19 protein-coding genes are annotated in these 25,269 nt (G+C 44.4%); 15 read left to right on the top strand and 4 right to left on the bottom strand.

Annotation, left to right across the window (positions count from 1 at the left end; all coding sequences use genetic code 11):
* Window positions 1-95: 95 nt before the first annotated feature.
* Window positions 96-1,484: an asparagine--tRNA ligase gene (gene asnS, locus DWB64_RS01860; RefSeq protein WP_129486476.1), complete on the top strand. Its 1,389-nt coding sequence runs from the start codon at window positions 96-98 to the stop codon at window positions 1,482-1,484.
* 347 nt (window positions 1,485-1,831) lie between these two features.
* Complete coding sequence (gene serS / locus DWB64_RS01855; RefSeq protein ID WP_129486475.1) at window positions 1,832-3,112, top strand: serine--tRNA ligase; 1,281 nt, start codon at window positions 1,832-1,834, stop codon at window positions 3,110-3,112.
* Window positions 3,113-3,193: 81 nt separating this feature from the next.
* Here serS and DWB64_RS01850 read toward each other — a convergent pair whose 3' ends face one another.
* Entirely contained in the window at window positions 3,194-3,745 is a 552-nt protein-coding gene (locus DWB64_RS01850) for a hypothetical protein (RefSeq protein WP_129486474.1), read from the bottom strand.
* A gap of 96 nt (window positions 3,746-3,841) precedes the next feature.
* A complete protein-coding gene (locus DWB64_RS19175) occupies window positions 3,842-4,504 on the bottom strand; it encodes an MgtC/SapB family protein (RefSeq protein ID WP_164980178.1) in 663 nt (220 codons plus the stop codon).
* A 168-nt stretch (window positions 4,505-4,672) separates the two neighbouring features.
* On the opposite strand from DWB64_RS19175, the gene DWB64_RS01840 reads away from it, so the two are divergent.
* Together DWB64_RS01840 and DWB64_RS01835 are read left to right on the top strand one after the other, a co-directional pair.
* Complete coding sequence (locus tag DWB64_RS01840) at window positions 4,673-6,055, top strand: FAD-dependent thymidylate synthase (protein WP_129486473.1); 1,383 nt, start codon at window positions 4,673-4,675, stop codon at window positions 6,053-6,055.
* Between the two features lie 9 nt (window positions 6,056-6,064).
* Window positions 6,065-7,249 (top strand): S1 RNA-binding domain-containing protein, encoded by a 1,185-nt coding sequence (locus DWB64_RS01835; protein WP_164980177.1) that lies wholly within the window; start codon window positions 6,065-6,067, stop codon window positions 7,247-7,249.
* A 50-nt stretch (window positions 7,250-7,299) separates the two neighbouring features.
* On the opposite strand, the gene DWB64_RS01830 is transcribed toward DWB64_RS01835, so the two are convergent.
* On the bottom strand, window positions 7,300-7,773 hold the full coding sequence (locus tag DWB64_RS01830) for a polymer-forming cytoskeletal protein (RefSeq protein WP_129486471.1): 474 nt from the start codon (window positions 7,771-7,773) through the stop codon (window positions 7,300-7,302).
* Window positions 7,774-7,788: 15 nt separating this feature from the next.
* Window positions 7,789-8,775: a M23 family metallopeptidase gene (locus DWB64_RS01825; RefSeq protein ID WP_129486470.1), complete on the bottom strand. Its 987-nt coding sequence runs from the start codon at window positions 8,773-8,775 to the stop codon at window positions 7,789-7,791.
* Window positions 8,776-9,282: 507 nt separating this feature from the next.
* Between DWB64_RS01825 and DWB64_RS01820 the strand changes: the two genes are divergently transcribed.
* The 11 genes from DWB64_RS01820 to DWB64_RS01770 all read left to right on the top strand — a co-directional run bounded on the left by DWB64_RS01820 (window position 9,283) and on the right by DWB64_RS01770 (window position 25,240).
* Window positions 9,283-9,717, top strand: coding sequence for a MarR family winged helix-turn-helix transcriptional regulator (locus tag DWB64_RS01820; RefSeq protein WP_129486469.1), 435 nt, complete (start codon window positions 9,283-9,285; stop codon window positions 9,715-9,717).
* A 15-nt stretch (window positions 9,718-9,732) separates the two neighbouring features.
* A complete protein-coding gene (locus tag DWB64_RS01815) occupies window positions 9,733-15,090 on the top strand; it encodes a diguanylate cyclase (RefSeq protein ID WP_129486468.1) in 5,358 nt (1,785 codons plus the stop codon).
* Between the two features lie 12 nt (window positions 15,091-15,102).
* The gene (locus tag DWB64_RS01810; RefSeq protein WP_129486467.1) at window positions 15,103-16,107 is read left to right on the top strand and encodes a LacI family DNA-binding transcriptional regulator; all 1,005 of its coding nucleotides are present in this window, start codon (window positions 15,103-15,105) and stop codon (window positions 16,105-16,107) included.
* 74 nt (window positions 16,108-16,181) lie between these two features.
* Entirely contained in the window at window positions 16,182-18,131 is a 1,950-nt protein-coding gene (locus DWB64_RS01805) for a YgiQ family radical SAM protein (protein WP_129486466.1), read from the top strand.
* Window positions 18,132-18,282: 151 nt separating this feature from the next.
* The gene (gene hutH, locus DWB64_RS01800; protein WP_129486465.1) at window positions 18,283-19,809 is read left to right on the top strand and encodes a histidine ammonia-lyase; all 1,527 of its coding nucleotides are present in this window, start codon (window positions 18,283-18,285) and stop codon (window positions 19,807-19,809) included.
* Between the two features lie 59 nt (window positions 19,810-19,868).
* Window positions 19,869-20,042: a DUF896 domain-containing protein gene (locus DWB64_RS01795; RefSeq protein ID WP_129486464.1), complete on the top strand. Its 174-nt coding sequence runs from the start codon at window positions 19,869-19,871 to the stop codon at window positions 20,040-20,042.
* 14 nt (window positions 20,043-20,056) lie between these two features.
* Window positions 20,057-20,515 (top strand): chemotaxis protein CheW, encoded by a 459-nt coding sequence (locus DWB64_RS01790; RefSeq protein WP_129486463.1) that lies wholly within the window; start codon window positions 20,057-20,059, stop codon window positions 20,513-20,515.
* A gap of 139 nt (window positions 20,516-20,654) precedes the next feature.
* Complete coding sequence (locus DWB64_RS01785) at window positions 20,655-21,812, top strand: sensor histidine kinase (protein WP_129486462.1); 1,158 nt, start codon at window positions 20,655-20,657, stop codon at window positions 21,810-21,812.
* The gene (locus tag DWB64_RS01780) at window positions 21,799-22,434 is read left to right on the top strand and encodes a response regulator transcription factor (RefSeq protein WP_129486461.1); all 636 of its coding nucleotides are present in this window, start codon (window positions 21,799-21,801) and stop codon (window positions 22,432-22,434) included. Before DWB64_RS01785 ends, DWB64_RS01780 begins: the two co-directional genes overlap by 14 nt.
* Before the next feature lie 88 nt (window positions 22,435-22,522).
* Window positions 22,523-23,929 (top strand): aminopeptidase, encoded by a 1,407-nt coding sequence (locus tag DWB64_RS01775; protein WP_129486460.1) that lies wholly within the window; start codon window positions 22,523-22,525, stop codon window positions 23,927-23,929.
* A gap of 123 nt (window positions 23,930-24,052) precedes the next feature.
* Window positions 24,053-25,240, top strand: coding sequence for an RNA-binding domain-containing protein (locus DWB64_RS01770; RefSeq protein ID WP_164980176.1), 1,188 nt, complete (start codon window positions 24,053-24,055; stop codon window positions 25,238-25,240).
* Window positions 25,241-25,269 lie beyond the last annotated feature (29 nt).

The following is a 25,269-nucleotide window of genomic DNA, read 5'->3' as shown; positions in this document are numbered from 1 at the left end:
CAGTTAGAGAACAAAAATGGGTGGTACCACGAGCGCTTCGTCCCAACGAAGGCGCTCTTTTATTTTTTTGAAACTTAAATTAAGGAGGGTTTGCAGTGGCTATAACACAAGTAAGAGACATTTACAAAAACAAAGAAGCATATGCTGATAAAGCAGTAACTTTACAAGGGTGGATCCGCACGAATCGCGGTTCTAAAAACTTTGGATTCATTGAACTCAATGACGGTACCTATTACAACAACATTCAAGTGGTCTATGATGGTGAACTTGGCAACTTTGAAGCGATTACAAAATTCAGCATCGCATCAGGACTTGAAGTAGAGGGCGTACTGGTATTGACACCGGATGCGAAACAGCCTTTTGAGATAAAAGCAGAGAGGGTGACGCTTGTCGCCGGTTCTGAAAGCGATTATCCGCTTCAAAAGAAGCGACATACCTTTGAATACCTTAGAACGATCGCGCACTTAAGACCGCGCAGCAACACGTTCTCTGCGATGTTCAGAGTGCGCTCGCTTGCTTCCTTCGCATTCCATGAATTCTTCAACACTAGAGGATTTGTGTACGTGCATACTCCAATCGTCACATCAAGCGACTGTGAAGGCGCTGGAGAGATGTTCCAAGTCTCTACGCTTGATATGAAAAACCCACCACTTGTGGAAGGGGCTATCGACTACAGCAAGGATTTCTTCGGCAAGCAGACTTCACTTACTGTTAGTGGCCAGTTGGCTGTAGAACCGTTCGCACTAGCCTTTAAGAACGTCTACACATTTGGACCGACATTCAGAGCGGAAAACTCGAATACGGCTCGCCATGCCGCAGAATTCTGGATGCTTGAGCCTGAGATGGCATTTGCCGATCTTAGCGACAACATGGACCTTGCGGAAGAAATGGTGAAATACGTCACTAAGTATCTTCTTGAAAACGCGCGACCAGAGCTTGAGTTCTTCAACGACAGAATTCAAAAGGGCCTGATCGACAGACTTGAAAAGCTTGTCGCAGCAGATTTCGGAAGAGTTTCGTACACAGAGGCTGTCGAAAAACTATTGGCTTCGGGTAAGGAATTCGAATATCCTGTGGCATGGGGCATGGACCTACAAACAGAGCACGAGCGTTACCTGACTGAGGAAATCTATAAAAAACCTGTATTCGTGACAGACTATCCAAAAGACATCAAGTCGTTCTACATGCGACTCAATGATGACGGTAAGACGGTTGCAGCCTGTGACATGCTCGTACCTGGTGTTGGAGAGTTGATCGGTGGTTCACAAAGGGAAGAACGCTTTGACAAGTTGGTGGAGCGTATGGAGCAGATGGGACTTGAAAAGGACGAATACGATTGGTACCTTGATACGCGTAAATACGGTGGAGTCTATCACTCGGGCTACGGTCTAGGTTTTGACAGATACCTTATGTATGTGACAGGCATGGCTAACATCAGAGATACGCAGCCGTACCCTAGAGCATCAAAACTTGCTGATTTTTAATCCTGTGCGCCACGACGTCTAGTCGTGGCGTTTCTTTTATCAGATCGATGAAAGGATGAAAAAATAAGCTTGAAAAAAAACGAAAAGCATGTAGAATAGAGTTAATAGTGAAACAGTGTTAATCGGAGCCGATATGCGTTTTGGTCTTTAGAGAGTTGACGGTAGCTGCAAGTCAATGTCTGGGCGTATAGGTCTACTCTGGGAGCTGTCGATGATAAATCGAAGGGTATGCCCTTTATAGCATGTACGAGTGGTCTGTTTACAGGCAATTTGGGTGGCAACGCGGTTACTTCCGTCCCATGGTTTTGGGATAGGGAGTTTTTTGTTTTTTGATTAAGGAGGCTGTTATGTTAGATATCAAATTTGTGAGAGCGAATCCGGAACTGGTGAAAGAGAATATAAAAAAGAAGTTCCAGGATGAAAAGCTGGTACTGGTCGATGAAGTGATCGATATCGATCTGAAACTGAGAAATGCGGTTACAAGAGCTGGAGAACTTAGAGGCAATAGAAACAAAATCAGCAAGCAGATCGGCGGATTTATGGCAAAAGGACTCAAAGAAGAGGCTGAAAACGCCAAAATGGAAGTCGCAGCCCTTGCAAAAGAACTCGCAGAACTTGAAGCGGTAGAAGCTGAGCTATCTGTTGTGCTACGAGAAAAGATGCTCATCATTCCAAATATCATCGAAGACTCAGTGCCTATCGGCAGGAGTGATGCCGACAATGTCGAAGTGGAGAGAATCGGTGATCCTAAAGTACCTGACTTTGAAGTTCCATATCACGTAGAGATCATGGAAAGACTCAAAGGTATCGATCTTGAGAGCGCAAGAAAAACAAGTGGAAACGGCTTCTATTACTTTAAGGGTGATGTAGCAAGACTGCACTCAGCCGTTCTCGCCTACGCAAGAGACTTCATGATCGATAGGGGATTTGAGTATTATATCCCACCCTTCATGATCAGAGGCGATGTGGTGTCTGGTGTCATGAGTTTTGCAGAACGCGACAACATGATGTATAAGATCGAGGGTGAGGATTTGTACCTGATCGGCACAAGCGAACATTCTATGATCGGTAAGTTCATCGACGCGCTGATGACAGAAGATGAACTTCCGCAAGCGCTTACGAGTTATTCTCCGTGTTTTAGAAAAGAAGTCGGCGCCCATGGTATCGAGGAACGCGGCGTATACAGGATCCATCAGTTCGAGAAGCAGGAAATGGTGGTGCTTTGCAAACCTGAGGACAGTAAAGAATGGTTTGAAAAAATGTACAAGAACACAGTCGAGTTCTTCAGAACGCTTGACGTACCTGTAAGAACGCTTGAATGTTGCTCGGGAGACCTTGCGGACCTGAAGGTGAAAAGCATCGATGTCGAAGCATGGTCTCCAAGACAGCAAAAATACTTCGAAGTGGGTAGTTGCTCAAACCTGGGCGATGCGCAGTCAAGACGTTTGGGAATCAGGGTGAGAACGGAAGAAAACGAGAAATACTTCCCGCATACGCTTAACAACACGGTGGTGGCACCGCCAAGAATGCTGATCGCCTTCCTTGAAAACAACCTGAATGAAGATGGAACAGTCAATATTCCTGAGCCGCTAAGAATCTACATGGGCGGCAAAGCCGTCATCGGCTAAATGGAACAGCATAAAAATAGAAAGACATGCCGACCGGCATGTCTTTTTTAATAAGATAAATTATAATGGCAAACTAAGAATTTAATGGTTGAGTGAAGTCCGATACTGCTTTATGTCTCCGGAATAGACCTCTTCAAGCTCTTCCACCTGTGTAAAATCATCGACGCTTACGAATTGTGCGGGTTTATCGAATATATCCACACCACCGTCTTCAAGAACTTTAGCAACGAACTCAGAACAGAAATACCTGTCTTCGACCACCACTTTTTTATTGATCATCACGCCAAAAAGACCTAAGAAGTTATAATTGTATTTCTTTTGGTCGCGCTTGAACTCCTCGATGGTCTGTTTGATCAGATCGTACTGCGTGTCGGTTACCGATAATTTATAGACTTTGCAGTTCACGTTTTTGAACATCGCATACACGCCCGAGTCGGGATCTTCCTTTACGAATCCGCCGATCAAAGGATACCAGAGATACTTTCGGCCAAACGAATATAAGTCGTTGAAATCTCGATCGAGCGAGATCGAAACATGTGTGAATGTCTTGCGCGTATATAGTTTGATCAATTTTGATGGCATGGTGCCGGTATAGGTTAGTAGCAAATAGATTTCTTTGCGTTTATTCGGCATTTTTTCACCACCTTTCTCCCTTGTATTATATAGCATGTTTCATTCTAACACACTAAAATTCACTTGTCATACCATAAATGCTCTTGTCAAAGCTTGTTAATCGGTTGTCACTGAAATCACACTTGAAATTTGTGAAATCAGGATGATCAATTTTGAATGATCTGTACCCCTGGGATGTGTGACATCCATCAGTATTTTTTCAGTGGTTTCTGATAATCTGACGGTGGAAACCGATACGATCGCAATACCTGCCGCAGAAAGAGAGTTTCCGATATCTCCAAGAAGTCCACGCCTGTTCTCTACGATAATTTCAAGCGTCGTATTCCCTTTTCGTGTTTTGATTTTTCGTTCCATATCCTGAAACTGGCGAAGTGTGATATAGATGACGATCGTACCGATGACAGCAGGTATGTAAAATCCGCTACCGACGGCAAGACCTATGATGCCCATCGTCCAAAGACTGGCGGCCGTTGTAAGTCCTTTGACACTTGAGCCTTCCTTGATGATTGTTCCTGCGCCCAAAAAACCTAAGCCGCTGATCACCTGAGCGCCGAGTCTTGCCGGATCGACGTTGAGCACTCCCATGTATTTCATAATTAGAAATCCATTGGTCTGCACAGCGATCGTCGCGCCAAGGCACACCAGTATGTGCGTTCTGAATCCAGCCGGTCTTTTGAGTCCTTCCCGTTCGTGCCCTACCAGTCCGCCGAGTATCGTTGCGACAATAAGTTGTATGATCAGTTCATATGTATTGGTCATCTTTAGCTCCTTTTGCTTGTATACCTACTATACCCCAATTTCTCGGACAGTTAAATCCGCTTCTTGAAGATTTGTAAAAAATAATTCAAAGACCAAGGAAATGGGCGATTGGTCCTTTTATGAATGACTAATATGTTATAATAATTGAAAAGAAATAAGGAGGAACTGATGCGCGAGTATAGCAATCTGATGACAAATAGAGATAAAGATGTGTTTATCCCCCTCGTCCCAAGTGTTCTTGGCGCCATGCTGATGAGCAAGGTGTCGAGGCAGAAGGAAGGGTTTAGGGATGATCTGATCCATATGGTGGAAGGTGATTTGATCAATCTTCCGGATGAGAATTATTATGAGCAGTTTAAGAATTCCGTGGTTGTAGCTAACGGATTCATGGAGAAGTGGGGCGTAAATTATGGCCATTCATCCATCAAGGAGCTAGATACGCTTCAAATGTGCATCGAAAACAAGTCGAGATGGTTCACAGAAGTCCTGGAGACCGTTCAGCCCTATAAGTTTATGAGTTACATAGAGTATAGCCTAAGGTATAATCCCCCAAAAGACTACTATGTTCCAAAAGAACTCGACGCATATCCTGAACTTAAGAAGTCCTACATCAGCTTTTGCGATGATACATTCAAAAGCTATGAGGCACTCAATCAACTCTTTCTAGAGCTCTTTGAGAAAAGATATCCAGAACTTAAGCAAGGTGAAAGGGCTATAAAGGCCTTTGAAAACGCACGTAACGTTCTACCGCTTTCGACGCTCGCCAATATGGGGATGCAATCCAACCTTAGGGCGTTTTGTAGCGCGTTAAGCGAAATGACAGCCTATGAAGAGATCAATTCGGAAATATTCAATACAGCCGAGGCCATGAAAGAGGAAGCTGAAAAGGTTTCTGTAGGCATGGTCAGACACGTGGACGCGTCTGCGTATCAAAAGTCTTATGTAAAGGCCTACTATAAGCGTGAAGAAATCCTAGAACCTTATAAGGTATACAGAACACCTGTCGTAAGCGTTCAGGAAGAGCTTGTCGGAGACCTCTCCACAATTGAGCGTGTGGGTGATTTGAGCCTGATGACAAGGTTTGATGAGTTGCCCAACACCTTTAGGGGAATAGGCAAACACATATCGATTTTGATGTCCGAAGGGGCTCATCACCAGTTCATCAGACATCGTGCATTCGATCTGCATACGAAAATGCCTGATGTAAGGTATGGAATCCTGCTTCCTGAAGAGGTCGTCAAATCAGGAAATGAAACGATAACAGATAAGATCACCGATGAAATTGAAAGGGTATACAAAGCCTCTTGCCTTGTATACGAGTCGATGTGCGCGCAAGGACTTGATGCGCTGGCGCCTTATGCTGTGATCAACTGCAATATGAGAAGGGTCGATTTTTTTGGCAATGTGTACGGTCTTGCGCATTTTCTGACGTTAAGAAAAGAAAAGCACGCCCAAGATGAGATTAGAACGGTTGCCAATCGTATTCACGAGGCTTTTAAAGATGTTGAAGATAGATTTGAAGGACTGAAGTTTGATAAAAACGAAGAATGAGGTGTGATGATGGAACGCAATGAACTAGAGCTCGAACAGCCAGTGGTGGAAAAAGAAGAAGTTGAAGTTGAAGACGTCGAAGAAGAAATTGAAGAGACCATGGAAGATTTTATGGATCAGATCAATGATTCCTTCAAGGATTTGAGACGAGGCGACTTAGTGGATGCAAGAATCATCCAGGTGCTAGGTGACAGCATAATAACGGATATCAGCTATGTTCAGGACGGGGTAGTCTATGAACAGGAGCTTGTTAAAAAAGCGAGTGAGTATAAAGAGAACGAAACGCTTAAGCTGATCATCATCGATTTTTCGAAAGAGGGTCAGGTCGTACTTTCTGAAACGAAGGCGCAAAGACAGTTCGGACAGGCCATACTTGAAGACGCGGTGGCAAACAACAGTACGTTTGAAGGTGAGATACTTAAGACGGCGAAAGGCGGATTCAGAATTTCAGTCAGCGGCGTCGAAGGGTATCTTCCGTTTTCGCTTTATCAGTCTAGATATCTTGAAAATCCTGAAGAGCTAGTAGGTACAAAAACTTTATTGAAGGTTGAAAAAAACGATAACAGAGGCTATGTGTTCACAAGGCTTCCTATAGAAAAAGAAATCTATGACAAAGTAAAAAGAGACTTCTATCAGGCGCATCAGAAGGGCGATGTCGTCGAGGGAAGGCTCGAAGGATTCAACCGCGGCGGAGTTGTCGTGAATGTCGATGGCATGAGAGGTTTCATACCTCGTTCAGAAGTCAGCTACTCAAGAGAGACAAAGGCCGAGGACCTGATCAGTGAAGGCGATGTGCTCAAACTTGTCATCAGGGAGCTTAGCGAAAGAGATGAAAAACTCATCCTGAGCCTTAAGGACCTGATTGAGGACCCATGGTCTAGGATTGATGAAGAAGTCGCTGTGGGAGATGTCTTTGAGGTGTATCCGAACGGTGAAAATCAGAATTTCTATTTCTATGAGCTCGTAGAAGGTATCCAGGGTTCATTGTTTAAAAAGGATCTACCTGTAGAGGTGAAAGGCACAGAAAATGCACATGTGCTTGAAGTGGTTTCTATCGATAAGGAAAGAAAACGAATTGAACTTTCCTATTACTTTGAAGTGGATGCCTACGAAGAGGAAGAGGCTGATGAAGAAAACTCCAACAGTATCGGCAACCTATTCGGCGATGCGCTAAAAGGACTTAAGTTCGACTGAACTAGGTCATGAACAGAAAGAAAACAGCTAGGCATGAGCCTAGCTGTTTATTATTTTACGCTCTTGATGTTTTGAGCGTCCTTATTATTCTTATCCATGTCGTTTTGCTTTTCTGAATCCTTGTTTTTAAGTCCTAGGGAATTGTCAACAGGTTTCCTTCTAGCAGGTGACTTGACACCTTGCGTATTGATATGGCATAAGCCTTCGAAGACACCGCCCTCGTCGATCGCAAAGCTTGATACTTTTATATCGCCAAACAGCATTCCCGTTTCGTAAATTCTAAAAGCGCCTGACGCAGTCACATTGCCTTCAACCTCGCCTGAAATCTCGACATTGATCGCTTCGATATGTCCGGTTGTCTTTGCATCCGGTCCGATAAGAACATCACCTTTGCTGATAACATCGCCTGTCAGTTGACCGTCGATCCTTACAGAGCCTTCTGATGTGATTTTACCTTCGATTGTTGAATTTTTGCCGACGATGATGTCGAAGAGTTTAGCTGTCTGATCTTTCCTTGGAAACATGTAATTCCTCCTGATTTACTTATTGAGTACTGTCAATGGATCTATTTGAACGCCTTCGAAATGAACTTCGAAATGCGTATGTGGTCCTGTGCTTTTTCCTGAGGAACCGACTTTGCCGATGACATCACCTTTTGTGACCTGATCGCCGACTTTTACTGAAATCTTGCTATTGTGGGCATAGACCGACTCGTAACCGTATCCGTGTGAAATGACGATCACTCTACCGTAAGTTCCGCTCCAGCCTGCGAAGGTCACGACACCAGAGCCAGCGGCGTGTATCGAGGTTCCCGTGCTGTTTGCGATGTCGATACCCTTGTGGAATGCGATCCTTCTAGTGATGGGATCGCGCCTGTTTCCGAACTTAGAGGTGATAATGCCATTTACAGGCATCAAAGTAGGTTTTGCATCTAAGAAATCCAGTGTGTTTTCAAGCTCGCCTGCAAGTGCTGAATAGGCGCTGATCTGTTCAGCGATCTGATCGGATAGGACATCTTCGCCCTCCCAGTTCGACAGGTCATCCAAAACGGAAACTTCCTGTGTCACATCGTTAGAAAAGTTGCCAGAACGGCTGACTGGTGTTTTTACTTCCAAGTCGGTACGCTGGTTGAACATGCCGATCAGTTGATTCAGTTCACCCTCAAGCACAGCGATTTCTTTTAGCTTATTATTGAAATAGTCCGCAGAAACGGTGACCTGATGTGACAACTGCGAAATCTCTGTCTCTTGCTGTGAGGTGATGCCGGAAAGTGCGGCGATCGCGTCGTCCTTGTAGACGATCGCATCACTATAATCTGTGTTTTCATTGGCTAGGGTCTGATTATTTCTCAGTAGTAAAACGCTGGAAGTCGTCAAGAATAGACCAATCGATACCATAAGGAATACGGCTGCGACCATTAGGGATTTAAGCAATCTTACTTGCTTTATTTCACCTTCTGCGGTAGGTATGATCATAATCGTCACTTTCTTGTTCAGACGATCTCTGATCAATTTGAAATAGTTCACTTGCTCCTCTTTCACCCGAAACTCTCGCTCTTTTTCAGGATTTCTCTCCTCTGTGAGATCTATGTTAAACACGATTGTGAATAATATAAGCAGGATATTTTACTAGCCTAGTTTACAGTATATTAAATTTGTGTTACGAATTCAACAATTATATTCTCGCACTATTTTGAAAGTGGTATCAAATCCCATCATCTTGTAGGCCATAAATACCAGTTTAATGGGGGGTACGAGATGTTGTGTATAGGTCTACTAACTTATTTTTTGTTATCCACTTTTAATCCGCTTTACTTTGCCCATGATTCGGTTATTTGTGAAGGGGACGCATATTCAGCACATACTGGTTCAACTCATGCGCCGGTATTGTCAGAAAATTCGATAAGTAGAAATTAATCAGGAAAAATGCGTTGATTATTGAGGAAAAACGGGAAAACTTCTACAAAAGTACACTAAAATACGTTATAATTATGAAGGAAAGTTAACTTGTATTGCCATCACGAGGAGAAAAAAATGAATCAATACGATGATCTGATTGTAGATGTGGAAAAAGACCTGCGCTCTATCTGCGTCAAGGTTAAAAACAAAGGGCGTGAAATTCTTTCGGAGTTCGATATAACGACACCTCAGTTTAACGCGCTGCTGTATTTGGTGTTTGATGGTGAAATGACTCTTGGTGAGTTGAGCTCAAAAATGTATCTGGCCTGTTCCACCATCACGGATTTACTCGATCGAATGGAAAAATCGCAGCTGGTTAAACGATATAAGGATGAAAAAGACAAACGTGTCTACCGTGTGAAGGTGCTTGAAAAGGGAAATGACCTGATTGAGCAAGTGCTTCACCATCGTAGGAAGTATATTACCGACAACTTAAAAAAACTAAATGAAGAAGAACGTGAGTCGTTAGCCAAAAGTATAGCGATATTGAACGAATTGTTGGTAATCTAACAAGGAGCTGAGTTTATGACGGTCATCAATCGGCGGTATCAATTATTAAATGAAGAAGCGGAAGATCACTATGGTAAGTACTACTCCGCAATCGATCTCACAAGGCAAAAAAAGAAACTGCTTATAAAAATACTCGGTAAGAATCATCACTCCAATGAGCTTTATCAGTATTATAGCAAAGAATTTATCCGCCTTGCCGCGATCGAACACGAACATCTCCTATCAGCCTTGAGATTTGACACCGTTGTATCCAAAGACAACAAAGTAACCGAAGACAATGAATATTTTTATGTGCTTGAACATTATAAGAAAACAGAACTTGTACCCTACGAACACTTAACGGTTGCCGAAAAAAGAGGCATACTGACTCAAGTGTTATATGCGGTGCAATTTTTACATTTTAGAGGGGAAGTCTACTCCTTTCTAACCCCTGACAATTTTTTGATCATCAGGGACAAAAAGGACGGTTTAAAAGTAAAGTTAAGGGATCTTCCAAGCCTTTACGGCTATTTGGATCAAGCGCATGTGAATGACTCGAATGTGAGAAGAGTACTTGCTCCAGAGATAATCAAAGGAACTGAAAAAGGGCGATATTCTGACATTTACTGCTTGTGTGTGCTATATGACGATATCCTAGGCGCGATTAAAGAAATGGATGACCACAAGGACGAGCAGCAATACTACGACGAACTGGTAGAAGCGATCAGTCATGGACTGTCCGTAGAGCCGGCCAATCGGCTCCAGGATATCGATGAACTTATTGAAAAACTAGTGAAGTCGAAGGTGATAGTGTATCCTTTTAAGGATAAGACCTATTACGAACGGCTTAACTTCAACTCTAAATTGATAGGGCGCAGTAAGGAACTCATGCTGATCAAGCAGCAGATCTCCCATCGTGTGGATAACATGAAAGGGCAAGCGGGCGCGTTTATCATCGGTCCATCGGGAATAGGAAAAAGCAGGTTCCTGCGTGAGATCACCTATGAGCAGAGGATGCTTGGCAGAGCGTTGATTGCTATCGATGTCGATAAGAATCTGCGGGGTGAGCACAAGGTGTTCACGCAGATCGTTTATGAAATCATTCGAAATCAGGATGTTCCAAAAACGCTTATCGATAAGTACGGGCAGGAGCTTGTCAAGCTGATTCCAGAAATGATTGAAATTTGGAAGGTGCAACCTTCTGATTCACTTAAGGAAGAAAGAGAACGTCTAAAACTAAACAACCGACTGGTAAGCTTCATTCTTGACATGGCTGCGATCGGCGGGATGGTCATCATCCTCGACAATGTGGACATGCTGGACATCAACGAACTTATGATTTTAGAGTCGCTCTTGAAGCTCAATGAGAGCACGCCCCTTTATATGATCTGTTCTTATCAGGAATTGCCTGCGGGTGTTGCCGCTGCCTACAAAACGATTCAGGACAGTTCGGAATACCAGGAACTTGTGATGGACGGGTTTTCAATCGATCAGGCGGCGGAATACCTCAAGGAGATTCTATTAATCGAGCGCAAACCGGTAAATCTGGCATCGCTGATCGTTTCTGAAGCATCCGGTAATCCAAGGTATATTGAAGAAGTCGTCAAACACATGTTTATGAACGACTTCATCTACATAGGCGAGGACCGTAAATGGCATGTCACAGATAACGAGTTCAACGCCATCGAGTTGCCGCAAAGTCTGGATGAAGCGACGCTAAGGAGTTTGTCCACCTTTGACGAGGAAAGCATAAGAATCCTTGAAGCCTTGTCCGTGTTCGGCAAACCCATGCCAAGAGAGCAGATCATGGATGTCGCGGGAGTCAGTGGTGGAGCGTTCGATGCCAAGGTATCCCAGCTGATCGAGCTTAAAATCATTCAGATCAAGTATTCGGATTGGGGTTACACCTATGACTACTACAACCGCAACTTGCTTAGAATGGTCTATTTTAAAATATCCGATGTAAGACGTCTTGAATATCACAGGAACGCGGCGGATGCGGTGGAGGTTCTCTTTTTAAAAGAGGGAACAAACGGAGAGGAACTCATCAACCACCTTGCAAATTCAAATCAGACGCTAAAAGCGATTGAATATGCCGTACAGCTCGGTGATAAGATGACAAGTCTGTCGCTGTTCAAACAGGCGATGTCCTATTATCATCAGGCGCTTGACTTTTTTGTAGAAGTCGAAGCTCCCGAGTGGAGAGCGAAGACCCTCAAGTCGATCGCGGACATTCACTATCAGATCGGCGAAAGCAAAGAGGCCTATGACCTCTATCAGCAGCTGGTTGTGCTTGCTGACGATTATCATATGACGATCGTCAAAATTGACGCGCTGATCAAGCTGTCTGAGATCATGGTAAATCGAAAGATGTTTCTTGCAATCGAGACCTTGTTCGATGAGATAAGCGACCTTGCATCAGGAATAGGCTATGATATCGGACTGCTGGAGCTGGGGCTACATAAATTCAGATACTTTTTGGCGGTGGGTAAGAACGAAGAGGCTAGGCAAATCGTTTCTGAGAACCTGTCGCTATGTGAAGAACTTAAGAATGACTACTATATCGGTCGTTATTTGAACAACAAGGGCATCTTTGCCAATCGCATGGAAGAATACGATCTCGCATTCAAATGCTTTTTATCTGCAAGCAACTACTTGGATAAGGCAGGAAACAAGATTGAGCTGTCAAGGTCATACAACAACTTAGGCGTCATCGCCCTCAACGTGCTTGGAGATGTGGAAAAGGGACGCGAATACTTCCAGCAAGCGCTCGACATCATGGTGAAGAACAATGTGATCGAGGGCCGAAGCACCTACCTTAACAATCTTGGCGAGATCGCCATGCTTGACGGAAACATAAAACAGGCGATCGCCTATTACCTGGAAGCCGAGCAGATTTCTGAAGAAACCGAAAATATGGACGGCATCATCATAGGAACGATGAACCTCTTTGAGGCGCATTTGTCTCTCAAGCATTATAGCGAAGCCCATCGTTATATGGAACGGTTTGAAAAGCTGTATGAGAAGTATGAGGACATGATCAAGTTCATCGGAGTCGACCAGTACTTCTATGCTTCGGCGATGTTCTATCTGAGAATGCGCGAATTTGAACTCGCAAGTTCCTTTATGGATAAGCTCAACGATCCCGAGATAGGCTATATCGATCAGATATCAAGGTATAAGCACCGTCTGCTACAGTTTGTCATCGACCATGTTTTTAGCGGCCGACGCGAACTTTGTCAGATCGATTACAATCATATCGAAGGACTCATAAAGAATGCGGTACATCCGATAGAGGAACTCTATGTCAAGGATATGCTCTTGGACTTGAGTCTGGATATCATATGCTTTGGTTGCGGTACGGAGCTAAGGCGGATTATGGATTACTATTACGGAATTCCTCAAGGAAATGAAACACAGTCCATGCTACTTAAGCGGATGCTCGTGGTGACCGCCCTTGAAGAGGGGTCGCATGTTTCAAGGTATGAGGATATCCTCAGACGGTATGAAAAGGATATCAATCTTGAAAACAGATGGCTGATCTATTTCATCATGGGAAGCGGATACTATGAGAGCGGAGACTATTATAAAGCACTCCTTTATTACCTAGAAGCCCTAGGAATCGTCCATGACCAAACGATGAGCGTTCCAAAAAAACTAAGGGATTCCTATGTGCTTAAAGACCCCTTAAGAATGAAGCTCTACCATCAGATCCAGATCCTCAAAGACAAGCTTGCCATCAGCCCTAAGTATGAAAGTGCGAGTAAGAGCAGCAGTCTTGACGAGTATTTCGATCTGGAAGGGATCAGCGGCAGCTTCGAGAATGAAAAATTCAGACATTCCATCAAAGATGCCTACTCAAAAAGATACGGAATCAAACTTAACGATATGAACGACCTCTTGTCGGCTCTAGAAAGGGACCAGCAGCACAATATCGTTTTAGTCATCAGATACCTGACTCAAATGACCTTGTCGGAATCCGGATTCGTTTTTTTACTGGACGACAATGGTGAAGTCGATGAAATTTTCAGTTCTGATGAAAACATACCTGCGATAGATATCAAACAGTTCATCAGGCATCAGCACGAGATCAAAGACGGGCTATTGATTGAGAATTCAAAACGGCTGCTTATCGAAAGACACACTTTTGACAAGACCGCTGTAATCTGTCTGCCCATCTATAGTGTCAGCGGCAACGACGAAGGCCCTCATCGAAGAAAGTACGATGAGCGCATACCAGAGTATCACGAGATTTCAGGCTATCTATACCTGTCGTCGCACACCTTGCTTAACAACATCAATGAAGCCAGCTTCGAGGCGGTTAAGGAACTGAATTCGCTGATCTATATGATGCTGGACAACTTTAAGCTAAAAAAGGAGTCGAGTGTCGACAAGCTGACTGGCGTCTTTTTAAGAAAGTATATCGAGACGGAGTTTAGCAAACAGATCATCGATTCAAGAAAGTTCGGTTATGAGCTGTCGGTGATCATGGCGGATATCGATCACTTTAAAACCGTCAATGATACTTACGGGCATCGAAAGGGTGACGAGGTACTCTTCAATATCGGCCAGATCATCATGAATGCGATTCGCCACGGTGATTTCGCAGGTCGTTATGGCGGAGAGGAATTCATCATTCTGCTGCCTAAAACGGGATCGATGGACGCCTATACGGTGAGTGAGAAAATACGCAAGCAAGTCAAGGAAGCAAACCTTTTAGGAGAGAACCATCCGCTGACGATCAGCCTTGGTATCTCGACGTATCCCGATATGGGACATACAGAAGATGAGTTGATCGAGAAAGCAGATCAGGCCCTGTATGATTCTAAGAACTCAGGTAGGGACAGGACAACCCTTTTCGACGGCTCCAGAAGAGAAGTCAACAAGCGTTATGATAAACTTACTGGAATACTGTCTGGAAATGTGTCGAATGACGCCAGGATCATAAAATCGATGATCGACGTGATCGATCTGATCTCTGAAGACCAGACTGTGGATGAGAAAATCAGCAAGTCCCTACAAGTGATTTTAGATATCACAGAAGGACACGATGTGGCTCTTGTCACAGGAACGGGCAGGTCGATCAAAGTATTTGAGCATTCAAGAGCCTTAAGCGACAAGACGAATGCCCATACCTTTGATTATGCTTTGCTCAAGGATATATTAAAAGGGAAGGAAGACGGCTATTTCATCCAGTGGAACGATGTCGAGGACATCGACAACTTCACGGGAATGCCAAATTGGAAATCCTATATCGTATGCCCTATCGTAAGAAATTCGAAAAAACAAGGGGTTATCGTCGTAAGGGTACCGATCAAAGAATTTGAGTTCGAATTTAAGCACTATAACTTTGTCAAACACCTATCAGGGGTAATCGGCACACTTTTGTTATAAGGGGGAGTAAACATGTCAATAACGATTAAAGATGTAGCAAAGAAGGCGAATGTGTCGATTTCGACCGTATCGCGTGTAATCAACGGGTCTAAGCCCGTGTCGGAAGATATCAAAAAAAGAGTTTTCGAAGTGATTGAGGAACTTGGGTACAGCCCGAATCCGGTGGCTAGAAACCTAGTCATGAAAAAATCAAAACTGATCGGAGTCATGATTCCCGACATTTCGAGCACCTTTGTAGGAGAACTGCTGAATGCGGTCGAGGAAATCGCCAAGACCTACGGTTATGATATCATTCTGTGTAATTCGTACGGCGAGCTGAAGCAGGAGATCAGATACTTTGAACTCTTCAAATCCAAGCAAGTGGAAGGAATCATCTTCATCACAAGAAAAATCAACGAGATCCATAAGGATATCATCAAGGCGCTGAATCTGCCGATTGTGATGATCAATAGGGACGGTTCGGAGCTTGATGTGCTTTCGGTTTCGATCGACCAGGCCAAGGCGTGCTATGACATGACGAATTATCTTGTGACGCTTGGGCACACGGACATCGCTCTCATCAGAACCGGTGACGACCATGAGTCCTTTGGTGTGGATCAGGTGAAAGGGTATAGGAACGCCCTTGAGGAGAACAAGATCGAGTTCAATCCTGCGAGGGTCTTTGAAGGCTACTTCAGTCTTGAAGAGACTTATAAGATTGTTGATTCTCTGATAAAGGAAGGCGACAAGCCCTCTGCGATTTTCGCGGCGTCCGATGAGATGGCTGTCGGTGCAATCAACGCCATCGTCGATAACGGACTAAGCGTTCCCGAGGATATTTCTGTGGCTGGATCCTATGATTCGAGGATCTCAAGGATCTATCGACCAAAGATTACGACAATTAAACATCCTATCTACGACATTGGTGCTATTGCGGTTCGCTTGATCATAAAAAAAATTAATGGTCAGGAACCAAAAGATAAGTTGATTATTATGCCATATGAAATTATAATAAGGGACAGTACAAAACGAATTTAATGTAGATAAAAATTTTAGGGACTGTTCAAGCGGGTAAACTGATGGAACAGTCCTTTTAGTGGAAAGGCGTAAAAATGTTAAAAGACTTTTTACCAATTAGTAAGGAAGATATGGAAAAACGCGGCTGGAGCCAGTGTGATTTCATTATCGTATCTGCGGATGCGTATGTGGATCACCCTTCGTTCGGACATGCGATCATCGCAAGAGTGCTTGAGCGGGCCGGTTTCAATGTGGGCATCATCGCGCAGCCGGACTGGAAGAACCCGGATTCGGTGAAGGTGCTTGGTCGCCCGAAATACGCATTTTTGGTTTCTGGCGGAAATATAGATTCAATGGTCAACCATTATAGTGTCAGTAAAAAAAGACGAACCACAGATGCCTACTCTCCAGGCGGGAAGATGGGTCTGCGTCCCGATCGTGCGACGCTTGTGTACTGCAACCTGATCAAGGGCGCCTACAAGAAAATGCCGATCATCATCGGTGGAATAGAAGCGAGCCTAAGAAGGTTCGCCCACTACGACTACTGGCAGGATGCTGTGAGAAGATCGATTCTCGTCGATTCGGAAGCGGACCTCTTGATCTATGGCATGGGTGAAAAACCGATCGTCGAAATCGCAGAGCTTCTGGCATCCGGTATGGAGATCAATTATATCCAGCATGTCCACGGGACCTGCTATATCACCGATGAAATGCCATCACTCTTAGGTGCGATCGAGCTACCTTCCTATGAAGAGGTCGTGGCCGATAAAAATCAGTATGTAAAAGCCTTTAAAGACCAGTATCTAGAACAGGATCCGATCAGGGGTAAAACTCTGATTCAGGCGCATGGAAGAAAGATTCTGGTTCAGAATCCACCTGCCATGGTTCTTTCTCAGGAAGAAATGGACGCAGTGTACGATCTGAATTTTATGAGAAGAATTCATCCTATCTATGAGAAGATGGGCGGCATACCCGCGATACAGGAAGTGCAGTACAGCCTTGTCAGCGAACGAGGTTGTTTCGGCAGCTGTTCCTTCTGCGCGTTGACCTTCCACCAAGGCAGGATCATCCAAACAAGATCCCATGAGTCCATCATCGAAGAAGCGAATAAGCTCAAGGATGTAAAGGGGTTCAAGGGCAACATACACGATGTCGGCGGACCGACTGCCAACTTCAGGCACATGTCTTGTAAAAAACAGTTGAAGGTAGGTACATGCAGAGGCAAGGATTGTCTGTTCCCTAAGCCGTGCAAGCACCTGGAAATCGACCATCAGGATTATCTTGAATTGTTGCGAAAGCTTAGGGACCTCGACGGCATCAAAAGGGTCTTTGTGCGTTCGGGGCTTAGATACGACTATCTGATGGCGGATCCTGACGACGAGTTTATGACAGAACTTTGCGAGCACCACGTGTCCGGACAGCTTAAAGTCGCGCCGGAGCATATCGCGCCAGAAGTTTTGCAAAAGATGGGTAAACCGGGCGGAAAGATCTACGACGACTTTGTCAAAAGGTTCTATGAAACAACCCAAAGGGTCGGAAAAGAGCAATATATAGTACCCTACCTGATGAGTTCGCATCCGGGAAGTACGTTGAAGTCGGCGATAAAACTGGCTGAGTACCTGCGGGACACGAACTATCAACCCGAGCAGGTTCAGGATTTCTATCCTACTCCTGGAACGATCTCGACTACGATGTATTACACGGGAATCGATCCAAGAAACGGCGAAGAGGTTTATGTACCAAAGACCTTCGAAGAAAAAATGATGCAGAGATGTCTGCTGCAGTATAGCAGACCCAACAACTATAAATGGGTGGAAAGAGCCTTGCAGGAGGCTGGAAGGACGGATTTGATCGGAAACGGACAAAAATGTCTGATCAAGCCTAGAGCCCAGCAAAGTGAAAGAGAAGTAAAAAGAGAAGTCAGAGCCATGTATAATGAAAAGGAAGCGCCTAAAAAGAAGAAGAGCGCAGCAGCGCAGGCGCTGAAGAAACAGTCTAAATCAAACGATCGTAAAAGCACGAAGGGCAAGTATAACAAAAAGTAGTGGTGGACACCAGGCGATTTTCCTGGTGTCTTTTTATTTTGCGGGGATAGATGAATCTACTTTATCTATCTAAAGCCCTGTGCTTGACTTGCTGTGCTATAATTTAATCACTAGGGATATCGTTTTCTTAAACTTTTCAGGAGGATTTATTATGTCATTTATTAAGATTGATGGCTGTTCGTTGACACTTGAAGATTTCATCGCTGTCACTCGCGGTAAGGCGATGGTTTCATTGACAGAGGAATCGGTTGGTGCGATCAACAAAGCGCGTGAACTTGTAGATTATTTTGTTGACAATAAAAAAGTAGTATACGGCATTACAACAGGTTTTGGTAAGTTTAGCGATGTTTCGATCTCAAAGGATGAGACGAAGGACCTGCAGCGTAATCTGATCATTTCACATGCCTGCGGTGTCGGCGAACCATTTGCTGAAGATATCGCCCGCGGTATTGTTCTTTTACGTGCCAACGCGCTTGCAAAAGGCCATTCAGGAGCTCGTCTTTCTACGATTCAGACCCTGCTTGACATGCTTAATAAAAATGTGGTTCCAATGATTCCAGAAAAGGGCTCTTTGGGTGCAAGTGGCGATTTGGCACCGCTCTCACACATGGTGCTTGTGATGCTTGGAGAAGGCGAAGCCTGGTATGAAGGCGTTGCGATGACAGGTAAGGAAGCGATGGATAAGGCGGGAATTCCTACAATCGAGCTGACTTCAAAAGAAGGTCTTGCCCTTATAAACGGTACGCAAGTCATGACATCGACTGGCGCACATGTGCTTTATGACGGATTAAAGCTTGCAAAACTGGCAGATATCACAGCTGCCCTAACAGTAGAGGCTTTAAACGGCATCACTGATGCCTATGATCCTAGACTTCAGGCGGTAAGACCGCATCAGGGTCAGATAGATACGGCTTCCAACATGCTTCAGATTCTAGAAGGCAGCGGACTGACTACCCGTCAAGGTGAGATCAGAGTTCAGGATGCCTATACACTGCGCTGCATCCCTCAGATACACGGAGCGAGCAAGGACGCGCTTAACTTCATCGAAAATAAAGTCGCGATTGAAATGAACGCGGTTACTGATAATCCGGTACTGTTCCCTGAACAAGGTGATGCGATCTCTGGAGGTAACTTCCATGGACAACCGATGGCGCTACCTTTCGACTTCTTGGCGATCGCTCTTGCGGAGCTTGCCAACGTGTCTGAAAGAAGGATTGAGCGTCTAGTCAATCCTCAACTTTCAGGACTTCACGCCTTCCTTACTGAAAAAGGCGGCTTGAATTCAGGCTTTATGATCATGCAATACGCTGCTGCAGCGCTTGTATCAGAGAACAAGGTACTTGCCCATCCTGCAAGTGTGGACTCGATTCCTTCATCTGCCAATCAGGAAGACCACGTCAGCATGGGAACGATCGCAGCAAGAAAAGCTAGAGACATCAACTTCAACGTGATGAATGTGATCGCTATTGAGCTGCTTGCGGCTTGTCAAGCGCTTGAGTTCGGCGATACTTCAAAAATGGCACCAGCCACAAGAGCTGCATACGACATCGTAAGAAGTGTCGTACCTAAGCTTGAAGAGGATAGAGTGATGTATCACGATATCAACAAAGTGTTCGAACTTGTAAAATCTCATGTTTTAGTTGACAAAGTAGAGTCGACTATAGGACAATTGAAATAACAACATTAACCCAAACAGTGATTGTTGTTTGGGTTTTCTTATTATTTGGAGAGAATACGATGCTAGAAAAAACGAAACTGGACAGATTGAATGAAATCGCAAGAAAAAAGAAGGTAGAACCTTTGAGCGAAGAAGAATTAAAGGAACAAAAAGAGTTGAGGGATGAATATTTGGGTAACTTAAGAACATATGTTAGGGGAAACCTTGCCAATGTGAAGTACGAAAAGAGATAGTCGGAGGTGTAAACATGGCTGAAATGCAATATGTAGTATTCAAACTAGGTGAAGAGAGATTCTGTGTGGAAATATCCAATGTCAGCGGAATCACGGAATACAAAGAAATCACAGGTGTGCCTAATTCGCCTTCCTATATCGAAGGTGTGGTCAACTTAAGGGGTGACATCATTCCGGTGGTCAACTTGAAAAAACGCTTTGTCATTGAAGAAACAAAATTGTCTGAAGAGACCCGTATCATCAACATCAACTTTAACGGCAAGGATATCGGATTTTTGGTAGACGAAGCTTCGCAGGTGCTTAGGATCACGGATGACAATATCGAGCCTGCTCCTGAAATCATAAAAGGCAAGGGTGGCAAGTACATCTCAGGTATCGCGAAGATCGACGATCAGATCGCCATTGTCCTTGACCTTGAGAATATCTTCGATGAAGAGGAAAGAGCGCTTGTAATGGGCATGAAAGAGGAATAGAGTTGAAATGCTGGCGGATACTCCCGCCAGTGTTTTTTTTGTTATTGGTATGGAATCTGCTATAATGGGACTATAGTCACTTCTAATGGGCCTTAAGATGCATTAAAGTAAGAAGATAAGACGATGATGGGGGTTTCTTATGCATTCTGACGTTAAGCAAATGGATGAAATTTTAAATAAGACAGTAGAAGCGATTGAAGAAGGCAAGCAAGAAATTTTTGAAATTGCCGAAAAAGCGCGAAATGATGTAAAGACCCTAGAAGAAGAATTGGTCGATGTCCAGCATAAAATCGCCATGGTCATCGATGAAGTAGATAAATTGGAAATACAGGAAAAGGCAAGCCGTCAACGACTATTGCAGGTTTCAAAGGATTTTAAGAAATTTACCGAACCCGAAATCAAAAAAGCCTACGACACCGCTAGGGATTTGCAAGTCAAGCTTTCGATAAAAAGACATAGCGAAGGCGAACTCATCAAGGAAAGAACCAAGCTTGAGATGCGCATCAGGGACTCGAGAGAGGTGATGAAACGCTCTGAAAAGCTGACATCCAAGGTAGGGGTGGCGCTCGATTACCTGACAGGTGCGTTTTCTGAACGTGTCGAAGATATGAAGTTAAGAGATAATCTAGGTATCAGAATCATCAAGGCGCAGGAAGAAGAACGACGAAGGGTGAGTCGGGAAATACACGACGGACCGGCCCAGATTCTTTCGAATGTGGTGATTAGAACCGAGTATTTTGAAAAGTTGCTCGATATCGATCCTGTTAAAGCCAAAGTTGAGCTGAAACTGCTCAGAGAGGTCGTCAGGGATTCCTTGAAGAATATCAGAAGGATCATCTATGACCTGATGCCGATGTCACTTGAAGACCTAGGGCTGGTACCTACGGTTCAAAAGTTCATCAACGACGTTTTTGAGTACCATGACCTTCCGATACAACTGGTGGTCAAGTCGCAGGAACAAGACAAGTTAAGCAGGCTAGTTCGACTTGCGGCCTTCAGGATCATACAGGAAGGCGTGAACAACATAGTCAAGCACGCCCAAGCCACAAAGGCTGTTGTGGAACTCAACATACTGCATGATCGGTTGGAGATCGGTATCCATGATAATGGAAAAGGAATAGATGAGACCAAACGGCTGGATTCGATAGATGAAAGCTCGGGATTTGGTTTATATGGAGTGAAAGAGCGTGTCAAACTACTCAAAGGTGATCTGGAAATCTATTCTGTTCCTGACAAAGGTACTAGAATGAGAATTGTGATACCGATTAGGGATGAGGGCTATTATGAAGAAGATTGAGGTAATGATCGCGGATGACCATGCGCTGATGCGAGAGGGATTGAAACAACTGCTGGGTCTGGACGAAAATCTTGTGATAACAGGACTTGCCGCTGGCGGGGAAGAAACCATTGAGTTATGCAAGAAGCTAGAACCCGATGTGCTGCTTCTTGATATCAATATGCCCGTCGTCAACGGTATACAAGCCTTGAAAAGAATCAAGGAAATGGGACTTGATGTCAAAGTGATCATGCTCACAATTCATGACGATGCCCAGTACTTGCTGGAAACAATGTCTCTTGGAGCGTCCGGTTACTTGCTCAAAGATGTCGACGCCGACAGCCTGATGATGGCGATAAAGAAAGTTTATGAAGGTGGAACTTACATACAACCCGTTCTTGCCAATCATCTAGTCAAGGGATACGGAGCGATGAAGGATGAGAAGCAGATACTCACCAACCGTGAATATGAAGTGATCACACTTATCGCTGAGGGGCTCAATAACAAGGATATCGCTGAAACCCTGTTTATCAGTGAAAAGACGGTCAAGAACCATGTGTCGAACATCTTTAAGAAGATCAACGTCACCGATCGCACACAAGCCGCTATCTACGCTTTTAAACATAACATAAAAAAAATTTGATATACTAAATTACTTTCAGACCCGAAATATGTTAAACTAATAGGGTATTGACTCTATGGAGTAGACATACTAAGGAGGATTTTACCAAATGGCGGATTTTAAAAGTAAGGGATACACATTTAAAAATGTCTGGTCGGTGATCGACGAACAGGAAAGTGAAAAGACATTCGCGCTAGGCGAGCGTTATAAGTCGTTTTTAGACGCTGGAAAAACGGAGCGTGAGTCTGCAAGAGAAATCGTAAGACTTGCAAAAGAACAAGGCTATGTTTCTTTGGATTCGATTGTTGAAAAAGGTGAAAAATTAGTAGCCGGTCAAAAAATCTATGCGATCAACAGAGACAAATCAGTAATTCTTTTTGTCATCGGAAAGCAAGATATCGAAAAGGGAATGAGAATCGTCGGCGGACATATCGATGCGCCGCGTATCGATTTAAAACCTTTCCCATTATATGAAGACGCTGAACTTGCGCTTTTCAAGACGCATTATTACGGTGGAATCAAAAAGTATCAGTGGACATCGATGCCACTTGCACTACACGGCAGAGTTGTGAAAAAGGGTGGAGAAACAGTTGACTTTGCAATTGGAAGCAAAGAAACAGATCCTGTCTTCTATATCACAGACTTACTACCGCACTTGGCAAAAGATCAAATGGCGAAAACGCTTGCGGAGGGCATAAACGGTGAAGGCTTAAACCTGTTGATCGGTTCTATCCCTGTAAAAGACAAAGACGCTAAGGAAAAAGTGAAAGAAGCGATGCTGATTCACTTGGAGAAGGAATACAATATTTCCGAATCGGATTTCATCTCATCGGAAATCGAAATAGTACCGGCGGGCAATGCTCGTGACGTAGGTTTTGACAGATCGCTTATCTCCGGTTACGGTCATGATGACAGGGTCTGCTCTTATGCGGGAATCGAAGCGATCTTTGATGTCGACATGCCTGAATTCACTTCAGTGGGCATGTTTATGGATAAAGAGGAGGTAGGATCTCAGGGTAACACAGGATCTGAATCCCTATACTTTGAAAACTGCGTGGCGGAACTGATCGCCTTACAGGCGGATACTCAACTTGAGCTTAAGTTAAGACGCTCATTCCACCATACAAAAGTGCTTTCTGCAGATGTGACTGCGGCATTCGATCCCAACTTCCCTGATGTGCTTGATAAGCGCAACGCTTCAAAAATAAATTATGGAATATGCATTTCAAAATATACGGGTGTACGCGGTAAAGGCGGCTGCTCTGATGCGAATGCGGAATTCGTAGGATTTGTAAAAGACGTGTTTGAAGACAACGGAGTCATCTGGCAATCAGGTGAACTAGGTAAAGTGGATCAAGGCGGCGGCGGTACTATCGCTTACATCCTTGCAAATCGCGGTGCTGATGTCATCGACTGCGGAGTTCCTGTATTAAGCATGCACGGTCCTTACGAAGTCATTTCAAAAGCCGACCTCTATATGACCTTTAAAGGCTATAGGGCTTTCTTCAACTCTTAAGAAGCTTATAAAACCACTCCACAGTCGGAGTGGTTTTTTCTTTGTTCAAAAGTCGTGGTGGCAAGAGTTTTGAAAGGGTATAATAAAGCTATAGGAAGTATGCGGTCGAAGGGAGGGGAGCCTATGGATAACGGTAAACTGGTCAAGTTGTTGTCTGCCCATGAGGGGCCGAAACTGGATTTTAAAATGTGTTTATCGCTGACCACAGAAGGTCATAAGAAAGAACTTACAAAAGACGTGATAGCCATAGCCAACTCGCCAGGCGGCAGAGGGCATCTGATTATCGGCATAGAGGATAAGACAAAGCGCATCATCGGCGTGGACCCTGCAGATTATCCTGAAGAAAAAATCCAGCAGATCGTACTCAACCGATGCGACCCGCCAATTACCATCAGGGTGGAGACGGTTCCTATCGACAAGGTGTATGTGATTGCCATTACGGTCTTTAAAAGCCATAACAAGCCACACCAGATGAGGCAGACCGGCGCGTTCTATATCAGGCGCGGATCGACTACGGACTTTGCAAGGCGCGATGAGATTGCTTCGATGATGCAACATGCGGGACTCTTTTACAATGAACTCATCCCAGTCCTCAATGCCCGAATCGAACATCTGGACCTTGATAAAGTGAACGCTTACCTTGAACAGGTTGCGAACAGCAGATATGAACCGGGACAGGAGATCCTGCTGTCGGATGTTGGAATTCTTGTTTATGAGCAGGAGGACAACCGGTTTTATCCTACCATTGGAGGGATGCTGCTCTTTGGAAAAAATCCTCAGCAGTTTCTGCCCCATACGAGCGTGAAGATCATCTATCATGAGGGCGATAGGGATAGAAAGCAAATGATCATCACCGGAACGATCATTGAACTGCTTGATCGGACGCTCCATGAGGTCAAACGGTTGATGGGGGATTTGGATTACCCCTATGACGGCATAGAAGAGGCGCTTACGAACGCGCTTGTGCACAGGGATTATTTTGACTGGTCAAGAGGCATTGTCGTGTATTTGGGACTTAAAAACCTCGAGATCAGCAATCCTGGAGCGATCTTCGACAGGGAGCCTCTGAACAACATCATACGCTCAGCGACACCCAAACGAAGGAATACGTGGTTGTACCATCAGTTGTTGCTGCTAGATGAGGGGAATCGGTTTACAAAATATGGATTAGGCCTTGTGAAAATCAAAAGGACGGTCGCTGAGTTTGGCGGGGTCAAGTTTGCCAATTTGCGAAAAAACAACCTGTTTAAAGTGATACTGCCCGGTATCGCCAGGTTTACAAGTAAAAAGAACGAGTCTGAAGAGGATTGATCTTCAGGCTCGTTCTTTTGTGTTCAGGG

Origin of the sequence: Fusibacter sp. A1 (genome assembly GCF_004125825.1) — a bacterium.
In the GTDB taxonomy this organism is placed as follows: Bacteria; Bacillota; Clostridia; order Peptostreptococcales; family Acidaminobacteraceae; genus QQWI01.
This window is presented reverse-complemented; position numbering and strand designations above follow the sequence as displayed.